We start from the raw sequence: 24,564 nt of genomic DNA, 5'->3' as shown, positions 1-24,564 counted from the left end.
CGCGAGCCCTCGCGACACACTCGCGCCCGGAACAGGGGAACAGGGGAACAGGGGAACAGGGGAAAAGAACAGTGGTTACGTCCAAGACCAACCTCACCTAGGTAACGCGCGCGTTGTCGATTTTGGGATTGGAGCAAGGCGATGAACAGGATGGAGACCGAGCGTCTGGCTGGCGCCGTCAACAAGCTCCGCCCGGACTGGCCGTGGGCCTCGCTGGTGACCTTCATCGAAACCCACCTCGTCGAGCACGCCTACCAAGACGCCGCTGTAGCGCTTGCCTACATCGCCACCGACGCCACCACACGGACCCCCAAACGCGTCCTGGAGTCCGGCCCATGGTGGCCGACCAGGACGTCCTCGCCGCGGGCCGAACCCGGGATCATCACATACTGCGATCACGGCGAGCCCGGATCCAGCTGCCCGGCCTGCTACCCGCGCCGCCTCGGCGGCTCCGGCGTCGGCCCCACACCCGAACAACGCGCCGCGATGCGCGCAGCCATGCGAGGAGACCTCGATGCCTGACCAGACCGAACGCCTCACCGCGCATCCGACCCGCGAGGAGCTGGAGAAGGCGGGGATCGTGCTCTACGACCCCGCGTCCGCCCGCGCCGGCGAGGACCGCTACCTGCGCCTGATGGGTGCCCTGATCGTCGTGTATCTCGTGGCGGGGGTCATCGCCGGGATCATGGTGGTGGTCCTATGACCGCCCACGAACTAGCGCCTGCGGAGATCGTGGAGGGCGAGGTCGTCACCACGGTTGATCCGGCCCTTGGCCCGGTTCGCCACCCGCGCACCCCTCAGCACATCCTGCCCGGATGGCTCCGCAGCGCTGAGGCGGCCTCTCAGACGCTCCGGTGGGCGGGCTGGCACTATGGTCGAGTCAGCCTCTACCACGCCGTCAGGGGCCCGTGGTACGCCGCTCAGCTCGCATTCTGGGCTCCGCTCGGGTTCATCCGGCTCCTGGTACGGCTGATCCTGTGGACAGCGGACGCCGACAGCCTCCCGGCGTACCGTGACGCGATCCAGGTCGCCTCCCGCGAAAGCCCGGGCACGTACCTGCGGATCCGGCAAGAACGTGCGCACCGCGTCCTCGTCCGGATCCTGTCCGTGACCGCGGTCACCGCCAGCGTGGCAGTGGCTCTCGTGGTGGCGTGGTGGCAGGCCGGTGATGCCGCTGTCGTGCTCGCAGGCGGCGCCGCCCTCACCGTGCTCGGCCTGGCCGGCCGGAGGAGCACCAAGCCGCTCCTGGGCCCGGTGGTCGACCCGTCGGAGGCGCCGCGGATCAACTCGGAGCTGATCGTGCGGGCTCTCGGAGCGCTCGGGATCAGCGAGTTGAACAAGGCGCTACGCCCCGATGGGGAGGGTGTCGGGTTCGCGGGCCCGATCGTGCGGGACGGCGCCGGGTGGCGAGCGGAGATCAACCTTCCCACCGGTGTGACCGCTGGTGCTGTGATCGAGAAGCGCGACGAGATGGCGTCAGGCCTGCGCCGGCCGATCGACTGTGTGTGGTTGGAGCCCGACCACAGCCAGCACGCCGGCCGGCTCGTCATGTGGGTCGCGGACCGGTCCTTGGCGAAGACCAAACCGAAGCCGTGGCCACACGCCGGCGGGGGGCCCTTGAGCCTGTTCGACCCGATCACCCTCGGCTGGGATCCCCGCGGGCGGCCGATCACGGCCACCCTGATGTTCGTCAGCGGCATCATCGGCGCGCAGCCGCGTATGGGCAAGACCGGCGCCGTACGGCTCATGCTGCTCGCCGCCGCGCAAGACCCCAGGTGCGAAATCCATGCGGCGGACCTCAAGGGCGGATCGGACTACCTCCCGCTGGAGGATCTCGCGACGCTGCACATCGGCGACGACCCGGAAACCATCGCGGCGCTCGCCGAGGACCTCCGGCGAGTCCAGGCCGACATGCGCCACCGCTACGAGGTGATCCGGTCGTTGCCCCGCCAGGAGTGCCCGGACTCCAAGGTCACCGACGAACTCGCCAGCCGCGGCATCGGCCTGCACCCACTCGTGTACGCCCTCGACGAATGCCAGCTCGCGTTCCGCGACCCGGTGCTGGGCAAGGAGATCGAGGAGATCGTCGAGGACCTCTCCAGGCGCGGCCCGGCCGCCGGCATCATCATGCTGGCCGCCACCCAGCGCCCTACCAGCAAGTCCATCCCGACGAACATCTCCGCGAACGCGGTCTTCCGGCTGTGCTTCCGGGTCGCCGGCCAACTCGAGAACGACGTCGTGCTCGGCACTGGCATGTACAAGCAGGGCTACCGGGCGAACGGGTTCACCCCCGACGACAAAGGCATCGGCTACCTGATCGGTGGCGAGGGCGAAGCGGTGAACATCGTCCGGTTCGCTTACGTCAACGGCGTCCAGGCCGAGGAGATCGCCGCCAAGGCCCGCAAGCTCCGCCACCCCAAGCCCGCCACCCCGACCCCAGAAGACGACGTCGAGACGGTGATCGACCACGTCCTTGCGGTGTGGCCGGCAGGGGAGCCGGCGGCCTGGTGCGACGCTCTCGCCGCGCTGCTGGCCGACGCCTACCCCGCGCTCTACGCCGGATGGCAGGCCGCTCAGGTCTCGACGTCGCTGCGCCCCCACGTGACCGTCGTGCAGGTCAAGCGTGACGGCGTCAACCGGCGCGGCGTCCGGCACTCAGACCTCCTCCTCGCCGCCCGCAAAGCAGGTAGCAGCACAGGTAGCGGGCGGGTAGCAGACCCATGACAGGTAGCGCTACCGCTACCCGCCTGCTACCCGCCGAAACGCCATCTGGCTAGGCGGGTAGCAGGGTAGCGCTACCTGCTGCTACCTGCCGAGACCAGCCGCTACCCCCACATTCCGACCCCCAGACGAGAGGAGCTACCCCATGACCACCAGCCCCATCCCTCACCCGCCGCCCGGACGTCAAGCCGCCCCCCGCCCGCCCGCAACCAGACCCTCACCTGTCGCCCGCACGGCCGGCGAAGAAGTGTTCTGCGCGGCAGTGTTCGGTGACTCCCGGGGAGAGTTGATCCGCCGCGGCCGTGAGCAAGCCGAGGCGTTCTTCGGGTGCGGCGTCGTCCTGCGGAACGCCAAGTCCGCACACGCCCGGAGCTCCGACAAGTACCGGTACCGCGGCGAGTCCTGGTGGATGCCGCAGGAGGCGCATCGTGGCTGACCTGCCCGTCTGTGACCGCACCGGCCTCGCGCGGCTGTGGTGCTGCTGCCCCGACCACGAGTCCTTCACCATGACACCGGCCGAACGCCACATGGTGAGCGGCGGCGTGCACCATGTGGCAGACCTCGAACGAGCCGCCGGACGCCCGCTGCCCGAGGTGCGTTACACCAGGCGCACGCCGGTGCTGTGGCAGGAACCGCGCCCCCGCTCCACGGTGTGCGACGAGTCGCACTCTCGCCCTCCTGGCGCCGCCCTGTGTCACGAGTGCTCCGACCTCCTGGACCGGCTGCGCGCCGACGCACCGGCGCTGCTCCTCGCCCTCCATGAGGCCGTGATCAAGGACGTCGCGTTCGCTCAGCTGGGCGCGCCCGCAACGCACGCCGACCCTGAGACAGGAGCGCTGATCGAGGAGTCGCCCGTCCCGTTCAACGCCGGTGCCTCGGACGCGCTGCGCGAGGTCAAGGCAGCACTCCAAGTACGGCCGGTCTCTGCCCAGCTGGCCGCGCTGTCCGCGGCGGCGCGGCGAGCCCACCAGGTCGTGGACCGCCCGCGCGACGACATCCGCCTGGGCAAGTGCCCGATGTGCGGCGCCGCGATCAGCATGCCCCGCCCCGGTCACCATGACATCGCCGCCGGTCACGTCATGGTGACCTGCCCGGCCTGCACCTACCGGGCGTCGTGGGCTGATCACCAGCGAGTGATCCTGGACCAGGCCGGCGACACACCACTGACGATTGGCGAGATCGTCGGTGTCCTCACGCAAGGTGGTGAACCTGTCGCCCGCAAACGCATCGAGTACCTCGTCGCCCGGCATGGGCTGCCGCGGGAGAGGATGACGCGGCTGTACCGCCGCGGCCATGAGTTGGTGTTCGGGGAAGTCTGGGTCTACCGCCTCCGGGACGTGCGCGAACTCCAGGCGAAGCTTGACGGCGGCGCGTGACCTGCTAGCGTTGGGTACGAGATGAGGGCGCAGCGCGCCCCGAACCCGATCCTTCGTGGGTCGGGTTTCGTGCTGCATAAGGCCGGGTGATCCGCTCATGGGTAACCCGAGACGCACCAACGGTCACCGCCGTAACCAGGTCCGCGCCGCCGTCCTCGCCGAGGAAACTCACTGCGCGCTCTGTGGCCTGGTCGTCGACAAGACGTTGACGATGGCATGGGGTGAGCACGGGCCGCGGTGCGTTGACCTGGGTTGTCCCGGTTGTGTGCCGCATCCGCAGCGAGCGGAGGTGGACGAGATCGTGCCGGTCAAGTTCGGCGGCTCACCGTACGACCGTGCGAACTGCCGCTTGGCGCATCGGATCTGCAACCAGCGACGCGGCGATGGCACGCGGCCGGCCAGGGCCGAGGTCGTGCGCACCACCTACCCGACCAGCCGCGCCTGGTAGCCACCCGCCTGGTGGTGCCCCCTGGGGAGGGGACCCTCCCCCCGCCCCGGCAGCCCGCCAGCGGCATAGGGCTCTCGCGCGATACCCGTTTTCCCTAGCGTGACGCGTGACAGCACACGCCGTCACGCGAAGGAGGTCGTGACGTCATGCTGAAGCGCTGCGAGTGCGGCTGCGGCGAGACGTTCGAGGCAGCGCGCAGGTCTGCACGATTCGCGTCGGCGGCCTGCCGCCAGCGCGCCAGCCGCGCCCAGCGCACCCGGGGACCGAAGCCTGTTGCCAGCGTCGTACAGCTACCGACCGTGCCCTCCCGGCTGGCGGCGCCCACCTCGGTGTCGGCGGCGGTCGAGTCCGGCGACGAGATCGCGATGCACCATGCGCTGCTCGCGAGGATCACCAAGGCGATCGACGACCCGAACTGCCCACCCCGTGACTTGGCTGCACTGCAGCGCGCAGCCCGCGAGATTCGCCGCGAGATCACGGCGCTCGAGTTGGCGGCGAAGCAGGAAGCCGCCGAGGAGGTCCCCGAGGATGTCCCGATCGACGCGGCGTCTATCTGAGGTTGCTCGCCGCCTGGTCATCCCAGCGGGGATCGAGACCACCGGCTGGCCGGCGGTCGAGTTCTGGCTGAAGAAGCTCGGTCTCCCGTTCGACGGCTGGCAGCAAGGGATCGCCAAGCTGGCGCTCGGGAAGCTGTCGACCGGGGTGTACGCCTGCACGACCGGCGGTGTCTTCCTGAGCATTCCTCGCCAGGTCGGCAAGACGTACATGCTCGGCGGACTGGTCTTCGCGCTCTGCCTGCTCCATCCAGGACTCACGGTCATCTGGACGGCCCATCGGACACGGACGGCGTCCGAGACGTACAAAGCGATGAAGGGCATGGCACGGCGTCGCGCGATCGCGCCGTACGTCGAGAAGACACCGAAGAACAACGACGAGTGGGGCCTGCTCTTCACCAATGGCTCCCGGATCCTGTTCGGTGCACGAGAGAACGGCTTCGGCCGCGGATTCGCGCAGGTTGACGTGCTCGTGTTCGACGAGGCACAGATCCTGACCGACAAGGCCATGGACGACATGATCCCCGCCATGAACGCGAGCAATCAGCCGACTGGCGGCTTGGCGATCTTCGCCGGGACTCCCCCCAGGCCGACGGATGACTCGGAGGTCTTCGCCCGGGCGCGGGAAGAAGCCTTATCGGGCCAGGCGACCGCGACCCTGTGGGTCGAGTTCGCGACGAAGAAGGCGGTGGACCCGAAGACATGGCCCGCGGGCTATGTGGACTTCGAGGCGTTCGAGGAGGCGAACCCGTCATTCCCTGATCGGACACCGGAGGCGTCGATCATCAGGATGACGAAGATGCTGAGCCGTGAATCCCTGCGCCGCGAAGGACTGGGAATCTGGGACGAGAAGGCGGTCACACTGCTGCCCGTCTCAGCCGCAGCCTGGTCGGCTGGGCTCGTCCGGGAAGCCCCCGAGGGCCCACCGGCATACGGCGTCAAGTTCAGCCCCAATGGGCTCTCGGTGGCGGTAGCAGCCGCCGTCCTGGACGGCAACAGCGTTCACGCTGAGGTCATCGCCCGCCTGGCGGCCGATGACCTCGTGCTGCAGGACATGCCGCTCGCGCACTGGCTGGCAGCTCGGTTCGCGACCTCGGTAGCGATCGTCATAGATGGCAAGGGGGGTGCGGGCGCCCTCATCGACCAGCTGAAGGATCTCGGCGTCCACGGCCCCCTCGTCGTCGGCCCGACACCCGATCAGGTGATCACCGCGCACGCACAGATCCTCGCCTCGATCAACGCCGGCACGTTCACCCACATCGGCCAGGCCGAACTCAACCAGGTCGTGAAGGTCGCGACCAAGCGGCCCATCGGAACTCGGGGCGGCTGGGGATGGCAGTCGATCGACGGCACTGATGTCGTCGACCTCGACGCCGTCACCCTCGCCGCCTACGGCGCCCGCCTGTTCCCACCCCGCAAGCCGATGAGAGGACGGGTGATGCTATGAACCTCACCGCACCCCTGGTGCTCTCCGACCTCGCCGACACCTCGACACGAGGGAAGATCGACGCGATGCTGCAGCGCCTCGACGCGACCCGCCGCAGCAACCAGCTCAAGCAGGCCTACTACGACTTCGAGGCGCGCATCCCGCGGTCCCCGGTCCTCCCGATCGCGTGGCAGGAAGCCCGGCAGGTGTGCGGGTGGCCGGCAACGGTCATCGACGTACTGGAAGAGCGTCTCGATCTGCTGGGGTGGCGCGGCGACAAGTCCGGAACCCTGGAGGCGCTCTTCCGGACCGGTGGGATCGACCTGGAGGCGACTCTCGGGCACCTCGATGCTCTGCTGTACGGAGTAGCGTTCCTGCAGATCGACCCGCATGCGGTCGCTGACGGGCGCCCGGACCTGGTCACGGCCGCCTCTCCACTCACCACGACCGGCATCTGGGACGGTCAACGCCGACGCCTGGTCGCTGCGCTGACCATCGTTGAGCGTGACAACACCACCGATCAGCCCAGGGTGATCGCATACGCCGACGATGAGGTGACCGGCAGCCTGCAGAAGGTCGCCGGCGTGTGGCGGTGGGTCGACCGACGACTGAACCCGCTCGGCCGCACCCCGGTCGTTCAGATGGTCAACCGCCCCCGAGCATCACGACTCGGCGGCCGGTCCGAGATCACCCGCCCAGTGCGCTCCTACACCGACCAGGCGGTCCAGACGCTCGCCGGGATGCGCGCCAACCGTGACTTCTACGCCTACCCGCAGCGCTGGGCCGAGAACGCACCCGACGACCTGTTCGCCGACGACGACGGCACGCCCAAGCCCGGCTGGGTCACCGCGATGGCCGCCATGCTCACATCCGGCCAGCCAGGCCCGGGCCAGCAGCCAGTGCGGTTCGGGTCGTTCGCCAGCAGCCCGCCCACACCGTTCCTGGACCAGATCAGCGGACTCGCGACGCAGCTGGCCGGCGAAGCCGCGATCCCGCCGCACTACTTCGGGCTCCTCACCGACAATCCTGCGAGCGCAGAAGCCATCCGGAACATCGAGTCACGGCTCGTGAAGCGCACCGAGCGCCGCCAGACCAGCTTCGGCTGGGCGTGGAGGGAAGTCGGGACGCTGGTCCTCGCAGCACACGGCCAGGACGCCAACGGCATCTCGGTGCACTGGCGGGCCGCCGACACCCCAACCGTCGCCGCCGAGGCCGACGCCACCGTGAAGCTGGTCCAGGCCGGCGTCCTGCCCCCGCGCTCGAGCGTTACCTACGACCGGCTCCGCATCACGCCTGAGGATCAGAAGCAGATCGCCAGCGACTGGGTCTCCAATCAGGGCCCGCTCGCTGCTCTCGCGAGCGCGGTCACCAGGCAGGCGGGCCCCGCCGATGGCGCCGCCTGATCTGCTGATCCGCCAGCATCGGACCGACCAGATCAGGAACGGCGTCCTGGCTGCAGCGCTCACCATCGAGCTGGGCCACCTGTTCCTCGCAGGCCAGCTCACTCGTGACGAGTTCGTTGGCGGGCTCGTCGCGAGTGACAAGCTGACCCACGACGCCGCGGTGAGGACCGCAGCACGGTTCATCACCGCGCTGCGCGAAGCAGAAGACGCTGACGGGGTACTGGTTGAAGCCGAGTTCGACGGCGGCGCAAGCTACGGGCGAGCGATCGGAGCCGTGCGCGACCTCGACGCCGCGCAAGCCCGCCTCGACGAACGCGACTGGGACGCCGAGTTCCGCCGGATCATCGAGCACCTCGCTCTCCGCGCCGACCTCGCGGCGAAGAACTCCGGGCGCAGGACCATCGTCGAGTCCGCCGAAGCCTCCGGCCGCGCCTGGCGCCGGGTCAGCGACGGGAACCCGTGCACGTTCTGCGCCATGCTGATCGGCCGCGGCCCGGTCTACCGGAGTGCCGCATCCGCCGGCGCCGTCGTCGGCAGTGAACGACGTCACGCCCGGCATGGCGTCCAGGAAGGCCGGGGACGTACCCGCGGCACCCAAGGGCTCGGCGAGAAGTACCACACCTCATGCGGGTGCACCGTCGTCGAGCAGATCGGTACATGGACGCCCACCGCCGAGGAACAGCACTACGTCGACGCCTACGATGCCGCAGTCGCTTCGATCAGCGGCCCAGCGGACGCCACGAAGATCCTCTCCCACATGCGCGAGCACGGCGAGTTCAACGACTCGCCGAAAACGCAGACCGGTGGGGCTGGCGGCGGCGGTAACCCGCCTCGTCGTGGTGCGGGCCCGTTCAAGGAGATGGGCGACCCGCCAGACCGGGACGATCGCGCAGCCTGGAGCACGTACTGGATTGAACGGCAGAACGCGACCGGCGTGGACTTCAAGGGCGAGTACCTGGAGTCTCACGAGGTCGAACTCGTCGAACGTCTACTACGGGCGGGCCAGTCGATCGAGTGGATCCAGCGCCGGCGCAGCATCCCGACCAGCGACTTCGTGTGGGTCAACCATGGGGTGCCCGTCGAAGCGAAGTCGACCAAAGCGAAGTACGAAACCATCCGCGCCCGCATCGCCGACGCCGTCCGGCGCGCGGCGAGACACGGCGTGGCGAAGGAGTACTTCGTGATCGACCTCGGCGCCGAACCGCTCACCCCTGAACTGCGGGCCGCGCTCGCCAATTACAACCATGACCGCAGCAGGTACGCGATCCGCAGGCTGTGGGTCCTGTCCAGCGATGGCGACATCGAAGAGATCACCCTGGCGTGAAAAGCGAGGGAGCCGGTAACCCCCGCGGTGCGGGGGTGGCTCCCTCGTGAGTCCAGGTTACTACCACCACCCGGGAAGGGGAATCACCTCATGAGCGAGGGAACCAATCAGCAGCCTGCCAGCCCGGCCGCCTCGACTCCGGCGACCGGTCAACAGCAGGAGGCCGCTACCGGCGCGCAGACCGGGGATAGCCGCACGTTCTCCCAGGAGGACGTCAACCGGCTCCTGGCAGCCGAGCGGCGCAGCCAGGAGCAGAAGTTCGCCGACGCTGTCACCAAGGCGGCCCAGTTCGACGAACTGGAGAACAAGAACAAGACCGAACTGCAGCGGTCGACCGAGCGCGCCGAGAAGCTGGAGAAGGAACTGGCGGCTGAGCGGACGTCACGGCTCCGGCTGGAGGTCGCTCAGGCGAAGGGGTTGCCCGCAGCGATGGCGGCCCGCTTGCAGGGTTCCACCAAGGAGGAGCTGGAGGCTGACGCCGAAGCCCTTGCCCGACTGCTGCCCGCGCAGCAGGCACCGAACACCTTCCGCGACGCGCAGGGCAGACCTGCCGGCGCACCCACCTCCGGCGACTGGCTGCGCGACAGCCTCGCTCGCCGCTGACCCCCTGAGAGGAACCACCACTCATGGCCGGATACGACCAGATCGTCGGCCGGGCTGACGTCGCCGAGGCGATGATGCCCGACCAGGTGATCACCGAGATCATCCAGACCACCCCCGAGGACTCCGTCGTCCTCACCCGCGCCAAGAAGGTGCGGCTGTCCGCGAAGAAGGCCAAGCAGCCGGTCCTCGCCACCCTGCCCGAGGCCTACTGGGTCGACGGCGACACCGGGCTCAAGCAGACCACCAACGTCACCTGGTCGGGCCTCTCGATCACCGCCGAGGAACTCGCTGTGATCGTCCCGATCCCGAACGCGGTCGTCGATGACTCGAATGTGCCCCTGTGGGAGCAGGTGAAGCCTCTCCTGAAGGAGGCCATCGGCAAGGCCGTCGACCGCGCCGCGCTGTTCGGCGTCAACAAGCCGGCTTCGTGGCCGGCCGGTATCATTCCCGCCGCCATCGCCGCCGGGAATGTCGCAAAGGTTGGTGCGTTTGTCTCTGGCACGACCGGCCCGACCCACGACCTGGCGTCCGCGTTCCTCACCGTCGCCGAGAAGGCATCCGCCAAGGGCTTCGCAGTCAACGGGTTCATCGCGCGGCCCGGCCTCAACTGGCGCCTCCGCGGGCTCAAGGACAACCAGGGACAGTACCTGTTCGGGGCGGCGACCCAGGGCGGCAACGCCAGCCTGTTCGGCTTCAACCTCGACGAGGCACGCAACGGCGCCTGGGATGCCGCCGTGGCCGAAGGCATCGCGATCGACTGGTCGAAGTTCGTCGTCGGTGTGCGCCAGGATGTCACCTACGACCTCTTCAGCGAAGGCGTCATCTCCGACAACACCGGCAAGGTCGTCCTCAACCTGATGCAGCAGGACTCCAAGGCGCTCCGTGTTGTCATGCGCGTCGGCTTCCAGACGGCCGTGCCCCGCACCCGTCTCGACGGCGGCACGTTCGCCTACCCCGCCGGCGTCGTCACCCCGGCGGCCTGACCATGCCCCGCCGCACCGAGGCCCAGAACGACGTCACGCCCGACACCGAGGCCCAGAACGACGTCACACCCGACAAACCCGATGGGCCGACGTTCATGGTGTCACCCGACGGAGACGGGCACGAGATCGTGCCGCAGGGAGTCCAGGCGCTCCTGGCGCTCGGCTGGACGATCGGCTGACCATGGCGCTCGTCATCGACCCGGAAAAGCTGGTCACGCTACGTCCAGAACTGTCTCCGGCGATGGCCGCCATCATGCTGCAGGGGGCGATCGCGCGTGCCGCCCGCATCGCCCCCTGCATCATGTCCGACGCGTTCCCCTACGGCGACGCCGCTACCTCCATCATCCTCGACGCCCTGGTGCGCCGCTTCGATGGAGGTAGCGGGGTGGTGACGCAGCAGACCGCGGGCATGTTCTCGCAGTCCACTGACGGCCGAGCGTCCATGAACCTCTTCACCAGCCAGGAGCGCGCCGATCTGGCTGCGATGTGTGCCCAGTCCACGGCGCGGACGTTGAACACCGCGCCGGTCGGAGCGCTCAACGAATGGTCGAGGGGTCGCGTCAACGGCGCCCTCGGCGCCGGCCCGGGCGGACTGTGATGGACATCCCGACTCGCCCAATCCTCGTCCAGGCCTACACGCCAGGCATCAACGATCACCGGGCACCTGTCGACGGATGGGGCCCCGCTGTCAGCATCGCGGTGTACTGCTGGCAGCCCGCCGCTATGACCCAGGCCCCTGAGGGCAACCGGCACCCCATCGAAGCCGAATACGACGTCCTCGCACCTCCCGGCACCGATACGCATCCCCGCGACCGCTGGCACCTGCCCATCGGCGTATGCGAGCAGGTCGGGCATCCTCGCGACTACACCGGTGGGCCCTGGTGGCCCGACCCAGGGGTCGCCGTCCGCGTCCGACGAGTGGAGGGATGACGCATGGGCACCCGATTCCTGTGGCGACAGCCATACGCCGCAGCCCGGTTCGCTCCCGGCGTGCTGGCCGTTCTCGACGATCTCGCGCAACGGAAAGCGGCGCAGTGCGGCGAGGGCTACGAGGCGAAGCCCGCCCACCAGGGCACGTTCGGCGGCGGCCGCGTCATCGTCTTGACGGTCACCCGCAGGGCGATGGTCGCCGAGGCGAAGTATCACAACCTGGCGAGGCCGTGATGTGGGCCGACGCCGAGAAGATGACGCTGGACTACCTCGCCGCCGCGCTCCCTGGGCGCCTCGACGAGGACGTCGTCCTCAGCACCACGGTGCCCTCGCCTCTCCCCGATTGCCTGGTGCGGGTCATGTCATCGGGGTCCGAGCGGCGCACCATCGTGCACCGCGACTCCCGGATCACCGTCGAATGCTGGTGGCCCGGCGACGAATCGAGAGCATCCCGGCTCGCCGAGATCGTCTACGAGACGCTCGACGAATGGGAGCTGCTGCCCGCCTTCGATGGCTGGCCATCTGGCCCCTACCCGCAGCCTGACCCGACAACTGGGTGCCCCCGATACGTCATGACCTGTGTTGTGCGACACCGAACGGAGACCTGATGGAGCTCTACCACCCCCTGACCAGGCAGGAGATCGAAGTCTCCGACGCCGAGCCATGGATTGATGCCGGATGGCTCACGACGCCCCCGGACGCCCCCGAGACCCCCACCGACCAGAATGAGGAGGGCTGATGCCCAACAAGAACAACGTCGTCGTCGGTAAGCCGAAGGTCGCCGGCGCGATCTTCCGAGCCCCGGCAGGGACCGCGCTGCCCACCGATGCCACCGCACCGCTCGCCGCCGCCTACAAGGAGCTGGGATACGCCAGCTCCGACGGCTGGGGGCGCCAGATCGAGAAGGCGTTCGAGACGATCGCCGCCTGGGGCGGTGACGAGGTCAAGCGCAGCCGCACCGAGCACTCGGTCGGCGTCACCGTCACTCTCATCGAGAACCTCAACGAGGCAACCCAGACGGCGAAGTGGGGCACGGCCGCCGTGACCGTCACCCCAGCGAATGCCACCCACGGTAAGCAGATCACCGTGGCCTATGCCGGCGACGACACACCCTCCGGGGTGTGGGTGTTCGACATGTACGACGAGGGCCGGTTGCACCGCACCGTGTTCCCGGACGCGCAGGACACCACAGAGAGCTTCGAGCAGACGTTCAGCGACGGCAGCCCGATCGGTCTGCCGTTCGAGCTGACCGCCTACCGCGACCCGATCACCGGGAAGTACTTCTACGACTACCTCGACGACGGAAAGAAGACCGCCTGATGGCCAAGAAGAAGAACAAGAGCGGCAACCCCGCCAAGCGGAACCTGCCTGCCACCCACGACCACCAGCCGAAGGCCCCGGCGGTCACCACCATCGACGTCGAACTCGACGGCAACACGATCACCGTCGATCTCGCACCGGTCCGCAACGTGCGGCTGATGCGACGGCTCAAGAACGAGGACGTGGGTGCGCTCGTCGAGTTCTTCGAGGGCACGTTCGGCGAGCAGCTCGACGAGCTGGAGGAGCGATACAACCTCGTCGACATCGACGAGTACCAGGCCCTCCTGTCCCGCGTGATGGAGAAGGTGGCCGCGGCCAACCCAAACTCCCGGTCCTAGTAGCGCTCTTGGTGGAGTACCGCGACCACCTGGTCGCGGACTTCTGGCGCTACTACGGCCGGGGCCTCGACGACCTGCTCGACGCCGGCGTACCGCTCGCGGACGTAGCAGCCATGGCCGCCACGCTCCCCCGAGAATCGGCCACCCTCCTCGCCGTCCACCCGCGCGAGGAAATCGAACTATGGGATCCCGCCGCCTACCTCCTCGCCACAGCCGTCGACCAACTCGCCGGCGGCAACTGGCAGCGCGGCGGCGGGAAGGGCGCCCGCCCCAAGCCCATCAAACGCCCCACGGTGCAAACCAAGGGGAGCCAGGACGACGGGTCGTCAATCGACGACTTCGCAGCCTGGTACGCCGCCCGCCCCGGCGGCAGGCCGCTCGCGGCCACAACTGAATAACAACTGAACAGCCCGTCACGACACCAACCCTTACCCCCCGTCTGGTGGTTGGTGTCGTGACGGGCACCCCCGTGTGGAGGTGACGCGATGGCCACCGAGATCGGCACCGCTTTTCTGAGCATCGTCGCCTCCACCAAGGGCATGGCCAAGGACATCCGCAAGGCGTTCGGCGAAGCCGAGGACGTCGCCAGCAAGTCAGGCAAGGGCTCCGGCCAAGGCTTCCTGTCAGGGATCAAGGGCACCCTGCTGAAGGCCGGCGCCGTCGTCGGTGTCGGTGCGCTGGTCGGCAAGACGATCTCGCTCGGCATGCAGCGCGCCATCGCGATCGAAGGCAGCCAGAAGAAGCTCGAGGGGCTCGGTCACTCGGCGTCCTCGATCAGCTCGATCATGGACTCGGCGCTGAAGTCGGTGCGCGGCACCGCTTACGGCCTGGGTGACGCCGCCTCCGTGGCCGCGATGATGGCCGCCGCCGGCGTGAAGAACGGCGACGCGATGACCCGGACGCTGTCCACGGTCGCCGACGTCGCCGCGATCTCGGGCCGATCCCTCACCGACATGGGCACGATCTTCGGCAGCGTCGCCGCCCGCGGCAAGCTGCAGGGAGACGACCTGCTGCAGCTGATGTCCTCCGGCATCCCCGTCCTGCAGATGCTGGGCCAGCACCTCGGCAAGACCTCCGCCGAGGTCTCCGACATGGTCTCCAAAGGCAAGATCGACTTCGCGACCTTCGAGGCCGCCATGCACGCCGGCATGGGCGGCGCCGCGCTCAAGTCGGCCGAGACCTTCTCCGGGGCACTCGCGAACGCCCAGGCCGCGCTCGGACGCCTGGGTGCGGCGGCGATGGGCCCGGCCCTCACCGCGGCCAAGCCCATCCTCATCGGGCTGACCGGGCTCATTGATGGCATCACCTCCGCAGTGAAGCCCGCCGCGGAAGCCCTCGGCATCAAGATGGTCGGTGCCGCCGAGGAGGCCGGCGCCAAACTCTCCCAGCTCGGTGAGATCATCGTCGGCGCCGGCGACCTGTGGAACCTGGTCACGAAGGCCTTCGGCGACGCCGCACCGGTCCTGAATTTCGCCGCGGCCCTCTCGCCGCTCAACCTCGCTTTCAAGGCGCTCCAGCCGGTCCTACCCCAGATCGCCGACGCCGTCGTCCAGATCATCAAGGCCCTCGCCCCCGCGGTCCCCACCCTCGCATCCGTGGCCGCCCAACTCGCTGTCGTGGCCGCTCAGATCGGCGGGCAGCTGGTCACCGGCCTCGCGGCAGTCCTCCCCGCGCTCATCCCCATCGTGGTGAAGCTCGCCGAACTCGCCGCCGCGCTGCTGTCGAACGAGCCACTCGTCATGGCCGTCGCCCAGGCGTTCATCGGCTGGAAACTGATCAGCGGAGTCATCCCGCTGGTGACCGGGGTAGCGTCGTCCGTGTCCGGGCTGATGGCCGGCATGAAGGCAGTCACGCCGCTGATCAGTGCCTTCGGGCTCGGCGTCCGCGGGGGCTTCGCGCCGCTGGTCGGTGCCGCCAAGACCGCGCAGCTACTTGGTCACGCGATCGCCAGCCCGGGCACCGCCATGCAGGGCTTCGTGCGAATCGTGACCGACGGGCTCGCCGGCGCGCGCACCACGATCAGCGCATTCGTCAGCGCCGCCTCAACGGCCCTGCGCGGCCTCTGGGCAATCCTGGCGGCGAACCCGATCGGGTTGGCGATCGCTGCCGTTGCAGCCCTGACGGCCGGCCTGGTGTGGTTCTTCACCCAGACCGAGACCGGCCGTCAGGCGTGGGCAGCGTTCACCGACTGGCTGGCGGGTGCCTGGACTGGGCTCGTGTCGATCGCGACCGGCGTGTGGGAGTCGATCGTGTCCGGCGTCACTGGCGCCGTGTCGGCAGTCACATCCGCCTGGAACGCGGTCCCTGGGCTCTTTGCTGGGATTTGGGCATCGATCATGTCCGGCGCCACCGGTGTGTGGACTGGGATCGTGTCGTCGGCGTCGTCGGTGGCGACCGCGGTGCTCAACGCGTGGACTGGCTTCACTACTGCGCTCGCTGGGATCTGGTCGGGCATCGTCACGACCGCCACGACGATCTGGGCGTCGGTCGGGCCAGTCATCACCGCTCCCCTCCAGATGTGGGTCGAGGCCTTCACCGCGGTATGGGAGTCCATCAAGGCAATCGCCGCAGCGGCATTGCTGATGCTGGTGGGAATCTTCACCGGCAACGGCGAACTGATCGCCTCAGCGATGCAAGGACTGTCCGGCACGCTGGCGGCAATCTGGACCACCGCGCTGGGGAACATCCAGCTGATCGCCACCAACGCCTGGTTGGCGATCTCGGGGGCCTGCGCCGCCGCGTGGGCTGCTATCACCGCGACGCTCTCGTCGGCGTGGGCGGCGATGGTCGCGGTCGTGTCCGGCGGCGTCAACACCGCGATCGCGTTCGTCGCGGCCCTGCCTGGACGTGCGGCCGCAGCCTTGTCCTCACTCGGCGGCACGATCACAGGCATCGCGTCGTCGGCGTGGGCCAGCTTCACTCGCACGGTCAACTCCGGCGTCAGCCAGGCCACCAGCTACGCCCAGCAGCTCCCGGGCCGTGCCGCGTCGGCGCTGTCGGCGCTGGGCGGCCTCATCTCCGGGATCGCACGCTCGGCGTGGGCGGCGTTCACGAGCGCGGTGTCGTCGGGCATCTCGTCGGCGATCTCCCTGGTCGCTTCGCTCCCGGGCCGCGCCGCATCCGCGCTCAGCGGCATCGGTGGCGCTCTCGTGGGCGCCGGCGGCCAGCTCATTCAGGGCCTGATCAACGGCATCACGGGCGCGGCCGGCGCGATCGCGGGCAAGGTCCGGGGTGTGGTCGAAGGCGCGATCGCCGCCGCGAAGAACGCTCTCGGCATTCACAGCCCGAGCCGGGTGTTTGCCTTGATCGGCGAGCAGACCGGGCAGGGGGTGGTGCAGGGTCTCGCCGCAATGGAGGGCGCTGTCAGCCGTGCCGCCTCGGCGATGACGGCGGCGGCCATTCCGCAGCACCCGCTGCAGATCCCCGTCGATCTCGCTCTCGCTGATCTGTCGAGCCGGGTGCATACCTCGGTGCAGGCAAAGTACGACGCCATCGCCACACGGATCGGGTCCCCCGGACCCCAACCAGGGAGCGCCGCAACGCCCCCGCCAGCCCAGGGCGCCCGTGAGCTCCACCTACACAACCCCGTCTTCAATGTCACCGCGAAGGACATCGAGGGCGTCGCCGCACTGCTCCGTTTCTTCGAGCGGCTCCCGCTGCTGTCGCTGCTGCCAGAGGAGGTGTGATCGATGCCGGAGAAGTCGTGGGGCAACTCGGTCGGATCAGGATCTGGCGCCACCCTGTCGCTCATCTACGACCGCATCGCCGACGACGGTGTCAACGCGTGGCTGGTGAATCCTCGCATCCAGTTCTCCTCCAAGCCTGGGTGGAACGACGCAACGAACTGGATCGACACCGGCGGCCAGCTCGTCACCGCCGGGCGCGTCCACACCGGCAGCCCCCTTAACGGTGGTACCCGGACGTGGAACGTCTCGGCGAAGAACGTCGCCATGACGTACGCCGGGGTGCAGGTGCTCACATGGACTGCCACCGTTTACGGCGTCAGTTTCTTCAACGGCGATCAGGCCACCACGACCTACACGTTCGAGATCCAGATCCCGCGGCGCCCCTACTCCAAGCCGCTTCCAGCAAACGGGTTCACGGTTACAATCAACGCTGACCTGAATCGTGCCGAATGCGTATGGCAGGGCAACTACACGGGCGCGGATGGGGCACATCCGTGGGTGAACCAGTTCGTCGAGGCCTCGACCGATAATTGGGCCACGGTCGTGTCGTCGGCGGCCTTGCTCTGGCCGGCGACGACGTACAACTGGGCGCACCTCGCGGGCAACTCGCGCTACCATTTCCGCCACTCCGCAACCAACGCGGCCGGCCGCAGCGAGTACCGGACGAGCGGCCCGTTCTTCACTCCACCAGCGAAGCCCGGGAAACCCGTGGCCGCGAAGCGGCAGGACGGCGCGATCGTCATCACCGCAGAGAACCGGGCACCGTGGGCCAACCAGTTCGCCATCCGCGACTCCTCGGACGGGCAAACGTGGACGGTCATCACGGACGCCGCCACGTCGCTGCCCTACGTCCACCAGGGCCCATCGTCGGCGGTGACCCACCGGTACCAGGTCGCCGCCCGCACCCCGAACGGCCACTGGTCGCCGTGGTCGGACGCCTCGAACACGGTCGCCCTCCTCGCCGCGCCCGCCCGTCCAGTCTGGCGTCCGGCGAACTCGGCCTTCGACGCGTCGCTCCCGATCGCGGTGGCATGGGACCACACCCCGGTGGACACGACGGCGCAGACGGCTTACGAGATCCGCTGGCAGTCAGGCGGATCGTGGGTGACGTCGGGCAAGATCGTCACGACATCATCGTCGCATACCTTCGCGGCAGGGACGTTCGCGCAGGGTGTGGTGATCGGCCGGCAGGTTCGCACGTGGGGGCAGCACGCCGACCCGTCTGCCTGGTCAGCGACAGCGACGTTCGCGACGTCGGCGCGACCGCTCGCTGGGATTGTGAGTCCCACCCCCGGATCGGTGATCCCGGGACGGCGTCTGAGGGTGGCCTGGGCGTTCTTTGACCCTGCTGGTGACCAGCAGTCATCTTGGGAGGTGCGGCTGTGCCGCGGCCAGGATGCTGCCCCGATCGGTGTGTGGGCGGGCGTTGGTGCGGCGCGCGACTTCACCGTTCCGTACGACCTGGAGGACGCCACGAGCTACACCGTGGACGTCCGCGTCCGCGATGGTGTGGGGCTGTGGTCCGATCGGGTGTCGTCACAGATCGAGGTCGTATATGCGCCACCCCGGCCGCCCGTCGTCCACTACGAGTGGGACGTCGCGCGAGCAGCTGTCGTGCTGGAGATCAGCAACGCCGGTCAGGTCGGGTCTTCGTCGATCACCTCCGATGACGACTGGGGGTTCTACTTCCTCGACTCCGCCGATGTCTCGCCGGCGGAAACCACAGGCTTCTACTACGTCTCCGACGATGGCGCCTATACGGTCAGCCCAGCCGAGAACGCAGGCCTCTTCTGGGTGGAAGGCAATCAGGCCGACGCTCCCCCGGTCGACTTCCACAACATCTACCGCGACGGTCAGCTCGTCGCGACGGGCATCGGCGTGAACACCACATGGGTCGACCCCCTCCCGAACATCGCTGGCGCGACTTACCGGGTCGAAGCGGTCTCCGCTCTCCCCAGCCAATCCGACACGGCCATTGAGGTCCAGCCAGACACCGCGGTGCTCCGCCGGGTCTGGCTCAACACGGGGCCCGGCTGGGAGGTCGTGGCGAGCTGCTGGGGAAACCTCCGCCGGACCCAGACCCGCGGGCGCATCCGGTCCCTCGACCGGTACTCCGGCCGCGAACTCCCCGTCGAGACGATCGGCGAGGGACGCATCAACGAGCTCAGCATCCAGGGAACGCTCATCACCGCCGACGACTCACCTGCCGACTTCTGGGCCGTCGCCGAAGATGACCACGGCAACACGTGCTACCGCGACCGCTACGGTTCCTGGTTCGTCACCATCGAGCCGGTCCCTGTCAGCCAGACCGGCTCGGCGACCGCAGAAGTCGCCGTCACCCTGACCGAGACCGGCTATCGCCCGGAGGTGCTGTGATGGTGGACTACGCCGCATCCGGCCTGAAACAGACGATGCGCTTCGAGCGGCTGACGCGCGATCGGAAGACCCTCGACGCCCTCACAGGCGTCGCTAGCTTCTCCCGCGAGCGCAACCAGCACGCCTCACCATCCACGGGCGCCACGATCAGCATCGACCAGCAAGCACCCGACGACTGGCGGCGCGGCGCAATCCGCGCTCTCGCCCAGTCCTCGTTCGCGGGCAAGACCGAGATCGTGCCCGTCTTCACCGGGATCCCCGTGCTGACCGGCGACCGGCGAGCGTCACGCCAGAGCAAGGTGACCCTCCGCCTCCTCGACTACACGACCCTGCTCGACCGGCCACTCGGCCGCCCCGTCTACCTGCAGGCCGGCGGCAGCTACACCGCCCTCGTGCGGCAGCTCTACAGCACTGCGGGCGCCACGGGGCACGCCATCACCGACTCGGCCGCGGTGAGCGCCTCGGGCGCACGCTGGCCGGCCACCAAGACCATCCGGCAGGTGTGCACCGAGATCGCCCGGGCCATCGGATACCGGGCGACCTGGGCCGACGAGCTCGGCGCCCTCCACTTCGAGCCCTACATCGCTCCCGGCCACCGGCCCGTTGACCCCGACCTCGGGTTCGTGCACGGACATACCTGCACCTACCGGCCAGACGTCGACGTCGACGTCGATTTCAGCGACACCCCGAACATGAGCCTTGTGACGGCTCGATCCCCCTGGGATCGCGTGGAAGGGGTGGCCGCGACCGCGTTCTTGCCCGACCGGCATCCCCTCTCGGTGGCCTCCCGGGACGGTTATGTGGTGCCGCTCGTCGAGGAGGATGTCGACCTGGGCGTTGAGATCACCCCAGGGTCGACCTGGGACGACCCCGACGATGTCACGATCGACTGGTGGCGCGGCTACATCCAGCCATTCGCCGACGCGTACGCCGCCAGAATCCTCGAGCAGAAATCAGCCATCGCGCTGTCTTACACCGTCGAGAACCGTTTCCGCCCCTTCGCGCTGATGTCCGCCACCAGGCTCCTCGTCCCCGCTACGGACGCCGCGCCCGAGATCGACACGACCGTGACGATCTCGAAAGACACACTCGAGTATCAAGCAGGGGCTGTGCCAACCATGACGACCACACTGACGGAGGTACAGGCATGAAGATCCGTGTGATGGAGGTCGGCCCGGACGGTTTCGCGCCGCCAGCCTTCCGCGTTCACGCCAGCCAGGTGGTCGGTCTCCCCACCGCCGCCCTTGACGAGGCCGCCGTCCTCGACCTGATCTATGGGCCAATGGTGCAGCGCTCGCTCGGCATCGTCGAGCAGCGGCCTACCGACCTCCAGGAGGGCGACCTCTGGTTCGAGGTGGAGGGGTGAGCAATTTCGGCGGTTTTGTGAGGCGCCAGGGTAAGATCATCCGCCTGTTTGGCGACGGATCGCGATCCGAGGACGCCCGCCCCGACGAAGGAGCAATCGACCCCTTCACCGGCGTGCCGTATGTCCGGTACGAGACTTTGTACCGGACATCGCACTCGTCTGTGACTGAAACGCTCAACACACTCGCGACCAAGGCGGTGGTCACGTTCCCGGAAGATGAATTCCTTCTGCACGACTTCGCCGCGCTCGATAAGGGTGGCGCTGTTACGCACTCCGCGCTGAACCTTGAAAAGTCAACTGTCTGTGGGATCGTCGGATACCGCCGGACCCGCTTCCGGCTGGTCGAGGGATCATCAACCCGTGGCGGGACCCCCGTGGCGCCTGCTCAGTCCTCGGGCGGCACAACCCAGGCCAGGATCATACGGTCAGTCGACGCGACGGGCCCCCTGACGATCCGCAACATCGAAGTCCTGGGGACGCCACAGCCGTACTCAAAGGACGGCACGAACTATCGCAGCCACAACTACCATGCCCTCGAAATCTTCCGGCCGATGGGACCGGTGCAGGTCACCAACGTCCAGCTCCGGGGATGGCATGGTGACCACGGCGCCCCCCCGGGGGAAACGTCGGGGCTCGCGGTCACGATGGGCTCCCCACAACCACTCACCATCCAAGATATCGACGCGGATGGCCGGTTCGCCGATAGTTCCGATATTGCCGGGACCGTCGGCGTCCACGTCCTTCGCGCAATCAGCCCCCGAATGAAGCACATCAGGACGCACCACCAGCGCGCAGCCGCGAGTGCCGTCAATTATCACACATTCGACGCGCAATGGGAAGATTGCATCTTCGGCGAGGGGTCCATCGACAGCCCCGAGCTGAACAAAAAGGCCTGGGCGTTTAATGGCGAATGCAACGATGGCGTCATCCTGAAGGATTGCACATTCAGCAAAGCGAACGACGGATTTCATATCTCGCATTCCAACGGCTCCCATGAAATCATGCCCGGGCAGCCGTACACGAGCATTAACGGAAGCCTGACGGTCATAAACCCAACCTTCACTACCCCCTCCCTCGGTAACCTTCTTGCAATTCACACCTGGCAGAGGGGAATTGATGGACAGGATACGGTTGGCGCGAGCACCATCCCCACACCGCCCACTCGGATGCGAGTAGTGGACAGCATGGGCCGCGGCCAGCGGTTCTACTTTGTGCAGAACACTCACCACACCATTCAATCTGACGATCTCCCCCAAGGAGGGCTGTAGTCATGGCGATCTACAAGGTCGGCTTCGAGTCCGGCACCGACGGCGCTGCACTCACGGCTGCTCTCGCTGGATTCTCCACACGGTCAGTGAACGGCGGCACCCACACATTCAGTGCTGCCATGGCGGCACGCGGAGCACTTGGCGCCTCATTCCAGTGCGCCGCGAATGCTGGGACTTTTTGCCGCTGGACACCTCCGGCCGACATGCCACCTTCCTCGAAGGTGTCGTTCTCGGGGATTGTAACGCTGCCAACAACACCATTCACTGGGGACGTGACGATTCTTGGATTCCCAAATGCTGCCGGGTCCTACAACTCTCAGCGGGTCATCTCGGTGCGAGCGAATGGCGGATTCTATGCGCTGAATTCGCAAGCCATCCCCGGGACGGTTGGCGCCAATCTTTGGGGGCAACGCATCAGGGTCGCGGTCGCCCTCGACCTCACCGCGAAGACGGTCACCGCGCGAGCGTATGCGGCAGCCATCCCCGGCTCATGGACATCACCGCTCGGCGAAACCCTCGAACTCACAGGGCTGGCGCTCACCTCCGACCAAGTCGTCGGCATGGACGTAGGCATCCCCGGCCCCAGCGGAGGGCCCTACGTGCTGGGCTGGGACGAGCTGCAGCTTTTGATGGGGCAGGCAGTCCTGATCGGCGACAATCAGCAGGAGGAGCTACTCCCGACGCCCGTGTTCGCTCAGGCAGCCATCACCCAACCATCACGCTTTGGCGCCAAGGACGGCACGATCGCGGTGGCATGGAACGACGCGGGCGCTCCGGCGGTCTACGAGGTGTCGGTAGTGCCCGGAGATGTGGATGTCGCACCGATCCAGCGCACAGGCGTGCGCAGTCCGCAGATTTTCAGCGGACTGGAGGCGGGGACGCACACGGTGTTCGTTCGCAGGACGTCCTAAATATGGCCAGCCCTTCCGAGTGGGCACGCCAGCTCGTAGATGTTCCCCAACCCCCTCTCCCCGCCAGCTCCACATGGGGGCGGACGCTGATACTTATCCCGGCCCCCAGCATTCCGATTCCATCGCTCTGGGCGCGGGCGCTGGTCAACCTGAAGATCACCTCGCACCTTTACGTCTACCGCGACGGTCGGCCGCGCCGCCTCCGCCCTCACCTCTACCTCGATGGCCAGATCCTCGACCCAGACAGCCAGCCCCCCGCCTCGCCAAGCACGCCAACCCTCCCGGCCGGCGTGACCCTACGCCCCCTGCCAGGCGGCGGCCCCGAATTCTGGGCACAGTTCGAGGGGTCCTCTTACCCGGCCGACCCGGCCTTTTTCCCGATCATCGCCTGGTATCAGGGCGCGCGCTCGGTCCAGGAAGTCCAGGTGATGCGGGACGCCGGAATCAATACGCTGATGGCCCTCACCACCGACTCGCGCGGCGATTATATCCGCCAGGTGCCGGGAATGTACTCCATCCCTGACTACTCGGCGATGTACCAGAATCCAGGCTCCGAGGTGGTCATGTACCTCACTGGCGATGAGCCAGATATGGGGCCTCCAAATGGATGGTGGGGCGCCCCGTCTGCCGAGCAGATGCAGCACGTGCTTGACAGGCAGGCCGGGGCACCATCCGACCGCCCGACCGCGACCAATTTCGGCAAGGGCATCCTGTTTTGCTTCCTCAGCAAAGAGGCGGACGCGTCGTCCATGCTCGGCATTCCCACTGGCATGCTCGGCTATGACGTGTACTACCACACGGACGACAACGTGAGAGGCGCAAACGAGGGAGGCGCTCTCATCGGGATTACGCGGGACATGACTCCCGACGAGATTGGCCGCTCTCATCACTACGGGATGTCCATCGAAAAGCTACGCCGTCTATCGCAGGACAGGGTTCCGATCTTCGGATTTGTTGAAGCAGGTGGACCTTTTTCCTACAACGAAGCGCCCGACTTGATCGAAGCCGGCGACGACACGAAGGTGCCGTACATTACCATCCCAGCAATGTTGTCGGCGGCGTGGCATACGATTATTGCTGGCGCACGCGGCATCGCTTGGTTCTTGCACACCTTCGGCGGAATCGGCGAGACCACGCAGATCCTGCACCAATCCTATTATGCCCCGGTTCGGGAGGCGATCACACAGTTCAACTCTCGAGTCCACGAGCTTGCGTCGGTCCTGAATCGCCCCGAAGCGATCGGTCTGGTTTCTACTAGCGGGCACGTCCGGCATTCGTCACGCTGGACTCCAGAAGGCATATATCTCATGGCTGGATGGGCTGTGCCCGTCACGATGCAGCCCAACCCGAATCCCCCTCCGGGGCCAGTGACGGCCACCTTCACAGTCGCTGGAAAAACGTCGGCTGTCGTGGAAGTGCTATACGAATCCCGCACTCTTCAGATGTCCGCGGGATCGTTTACGGACGTATTCGCAGACAAGCACGCGATCCACCTTTACCGAATCCCGCACTAAAGAAATCGGAGCGTCAA

Annotated in this window: 28 protein-coding genes; all 28 read left to right on the top strand. The window is 67.6% G+C overall.

What is annotated here, in order from left to right; all coding sequences use genetic code 11:
• The first annotated feature begins 141 nt into the window (after positions 1-141).
• Positions 142-522: a hypothetical protein gene (locus QM708_RS12175; RefSeq protein WP_415108789.1), complete on the top strand. Its 381-nt coding sequence runs from the start codon at positions 142-144 to the stop codon at positions 520-522.
• Positions 515-703, top strand: a complete 189-nt coding sequence (locus tag QM708_RS12170; RefSeq protein WP_415108786.1) for a hypothetical protein — start codon at positions 515-517, stop codon at positions 701-703. Before QM708_RS12175 ends, QM708_RS12170 begins: the two co-directional genes overlap by 8 nt.
• Complete coding sequence (locus QM708_RS12165) at positions 700-2,724, top strand: cell division protein FtsK (protein WP_415108783.1); 2,025 nt, start codon at positions 700-702, stop codon at positions 2,722-2,724. The genes QM708_RS12170 and QM708_RS12165 overlap by 4 nt, the downstream gene beginning before the upstream one ends.
• A gap of 142 nt (positions 2,725-2,866) precedes the next feature.
• Positions 2,867-3,157: a hypothetical protein gene (locus tag QM708_RS12160; protein ID WP_415108780.1), complete on the top strand. Its 291-nt coding sequence runs from the start codon at positions 2,867-2,869 to the stop codon at positions 3,155-3,157.
• Positions 3,150-4,097, top strand: coding sequence for a hypothetical protein (locus tag QM708_RS12155; RefSeq protein WP_415108777.1), 948 nt, complete (start codon positions 3,150-3,152; stop codon positions 4,095-4,097). Before QM708_RS12160 ends, QM708_RS12155 begins: the two co-directional genes overlap by 8 nt.
• A 289-nt stretch (positions 4,098-4,386) precedes the next feature.
• Complete coding sequence (locus QM708_RS12150) at positions 4,387-4,545, top strand: hypothetical protein (protein WP_415108774.1); 159 nt, start codon at positions 4,387-4,389, stop codon at positions 4,543-4,545.
• A 146-nt stretch (positions 4,546-4,691) separates the two neighbouring features.
• On the top strand, positions 4,692-5,102 hold the full coding sequence (locus QM708_RS12145) for a hypothetical protein (RefSeq protein WP_415108771.1): 411 nt from the start codon (positions 4,692-4,694) through the stop codon (positions 5,100-5,102).
• Positions 5,074-6,546, top strand: a complete 1,473-nt coding sequence (locus tag QM708_RS12140; protein WP_415108768.1) for a hypothetical protein — start codon at positions 5,074-5,076, stop codon at positions 6,544-6,546. Before QM708_RS12145 ends, QM708_RS12140 begins: the two co-directional genes overlap by 29 nt.
• Positions 6,543-7,928: a phage portal protein gene (locus tag QM708_RS12135; protein WP_415108765.1), complete on the top strand. Its 1,386-nt coding sequence runs from the start codon at positions 6,543-6,545 to the stop codon at positions 7,926-7,928. The genes QM708_RS12140 and QM708_RS12135 overlap by 4 nt, the downstream gene beginning before the upstream one ends.
• On the top strand, positions 7,915-9,252 hold the full coding sequence (locus QM708_RS12130) for a hypothetical protein (RefSeq protein WP_415108763.1): 1,338 nt from the start codon (positions 7,915-7,917) through the stop codon (positions 9,250-9,252). The genes QM708_RS12135 and QM708_RS12130 overlap by 14 nt, the downstream gene beginning before the upstream one ends.
• Before the next feature lie 90 nt (positions 9,253-9,342).
• Positions 9,343-9,855, top strand: coding sequence for a DUF4355 domain-containing protein (locus QM708_RS12125; RefSeq protein ID WP_415108760.1), 513 nt, complete (start codon positions 9,343-9,345; stop codon positions 9,853-9,855).
• A gap of 23 nt (positions 9,856-9,878) precedes the next feature.
• Positions 9,879-10,838 (top strand): phage major capsid protein, encoded by a 960-nt coding sequence (locus tag QM708_RS12120; RefSeq protein WP_415108757.1) that lies wholly within the window; start codon positions 9,879-9,881, stop codon positions 10,836-10,838.
• Between the two features lie 2 nt (positions 10,839-10,840).
• Positions 10,841-11,017, top strand: a complete 177-nt coding sequence (locus tag QM708_RS12115; RefSeq protein WP_415108754.1) for a hypothetical protein — start codon at positions 10,841-10,843, stop codon at positions 11,015-11,017.
• A 2-nt stretch (positions 11,018-11,019) separates the two neighbouring features.
• Positions 11,020-11,436, top strand: coding sequence for a hypothetical protein (locus QM708_RS12110; protein ID WP_415108751.1), 417 nt, complete (start codon positions 11,020-11,022; stop codon positions 11,434-11,436).
• 125 nt (positions 11,437-11,561) lie between these two features.
• Positions 11,562-11,768, top strand: a complete 207-nt coding sequence (locus QM708_RS12105; RefSeq protein ID WP_415108748.1) for a hypothetical protein — start codon at positions 11,562-11,564, stop codon at positions 11,766-11,768.
• A gap of 3 nt (positions 11,769-11,771) precedes the next feature.
• A complete protein-coding gene (locus QM708_RS12100; RefSeq protein ID WP_415108745.1) occupies positions 11,772-12,002 on the top strand; it encodes a hypothetical protein in 231 nt (76 codons plus the stop codon).
• Entirely contained in the window at positions 12,002-12,376 is a 375-nt protein-coding gene (locus tag QM708_RS12095) for a hypothetical protein (RefSeq protein WP_415108743.1), read from the top strand. Before QM708_RS12100 ends, QM708_RS12095 begins: the two co-directional genes overlap by 1 nt.
• Entirely contained in the window at positions 12,376-12,507 is a 132-nt protein-coding gene (locus tag QM708_RS12090) for a hypothetical protein (RefSeq protein ID WP_415108740.1), read from the top strand. Before QM708_RS12095 ends, QM708_RS12090 begins: the two co-directional genes overlap by 1 nt.
• Positions 12,507-13,088 (top strand): hypothetical protein, encoded by a 582-nt coding sequence (locus tag QM708_RS12085; protein ID WP_415108737.1) that lies wholly within the window; start codon positions 12,507-12,509, stop codon positions 13,086-13,088. The genes QM708_RS12090 and QM708_RS12085 overlap by 1 nt, the downstream gene beginning before the upstream one ends.
• Positions 13,088-13,426: a hypothetical protein gene (locus QM708_RS12080; RefSeq protein WP_415108734.1), complete on the top strand. Its 339-nt coding sequence runs from the start codon at positions 13,088-13,090 to the stop codon at positions 13,424-13,426. Before QM708_RS12085 ends, QM708_RS12080 begins: the two co-directional genes overlap by 1 nt.
• 11 nt (positions 13,427-13,437) lie before the next feature.
• Positions 13,438-13,824 carry a hypothetical protein gene (locus tag QM708_RS12075; RefSeq protein ID WP_415108731.1) on the top strand — a complete coding sequence of 129 codons (387 nt, stop codon included), beginning with the start codon at positions 13,438-13,440 and terminating at the stop codon, positions 13,822-13,824.
• Between the two features lie 87 nt (positions 13,825-13,911).
• The gene (locus QM708_RS12070; protein WP_415108728.1) at positions 13,912-17,112 is read left to right on the top strand and encodes a tape measure protein; all 3,201 of its coding nucleotides are present in this window, start codon (positions 13,912-13,914) and stop codon (positions 17,110-17,112) included.
• A 3-nt stretch (positions 17,113-17,115) separates the two neighbouring features.
• Positions 17,116-19,488, top strand: a complete 2,373-nt coding sequence (locus QM708_RS12065; protein WP_415108725.1) for a hypothetical protein — start codon at positions 17,116-17,118, stop codon at positions 19,486-19,488.
• The gene (locus QM708_RS12060; RefSeq protein ID WP_415108722.1) at positions 19,488-20,639 is read left to right on the top strand and encodes a hypothetical protein; all 1,152 of its coding nucleotides are present in this window, start codon (positions 19,488-19,490) and stop codon (positions 20,637-20,639) included. The genes QM708_RS12065 and QM708_RS12060 overlap by 1 nt, the downstream gene beginning before the upstream one ends.
• A complete protein-coding gene (locus QM708_RS12055; RefSeq protein WP_415108719.1) occupies positions 20,636-20,854 on the top strand; it encodes a hypothetical protein in 219 nt (72 codons plus the stop codon). The genes QM708_RS12060 and QM708_RS12055 overlap by 4 nt, the downstream gene beginning before the upstream one ends.
• Complete coding sequence (locus QM708_RS12050; protein ID WP_415108716.1) at positions 20,851-22,122, top strand: hypothetical protein; 1,272 nt, start codon at positions 20,851-20,853, stop codon at positions 22,120-22,122. The genes QM708_RS12055 and QM708_RS12050 overlap by 4 nt, the downstream gene beginning before the upstream one ends.
• Before the next feature lie 2 nt (positions 22,123-22,124).
• Complete coding sequence (locus QM708_RS12045) at positions 22,125-23,033, top strand: hypothetical protein (protein WP_415108713.1); 909 nt, start codon at positions 22,125-22,127, stop codon at positions 23,031-23,033.
• A 2-nt stretch (positions 23,034-23,035) separates the two neighbouring features.
• A complete protein-coding gene (locus tag QM708_RS12040; protein WP_415108710.1) occupies positions 23,036-24,547 on the top strand; it encodes a hypothetical protein in 1,512 nt (503 codons plus the stop codon).
• The last annotated feature ends 17 nt before the right edge of the window (positions 24,548-24,564 follow it).

The sequence above is a fragment of the Propioniciclava sp. genome (assembly GCF_047602245.1).
Classification (GTDB): domain Bacteria; phylum Actinomycetota; class Actinomycetes; order Propionibacteriales; family Propionibacteriaceae; genus Propioniciclava.
The sequence above is the reverse complement of the archived record's forward strand: the minus strand, read 5'-3'. Positions and strand labels throughout refer to the sequence as shown.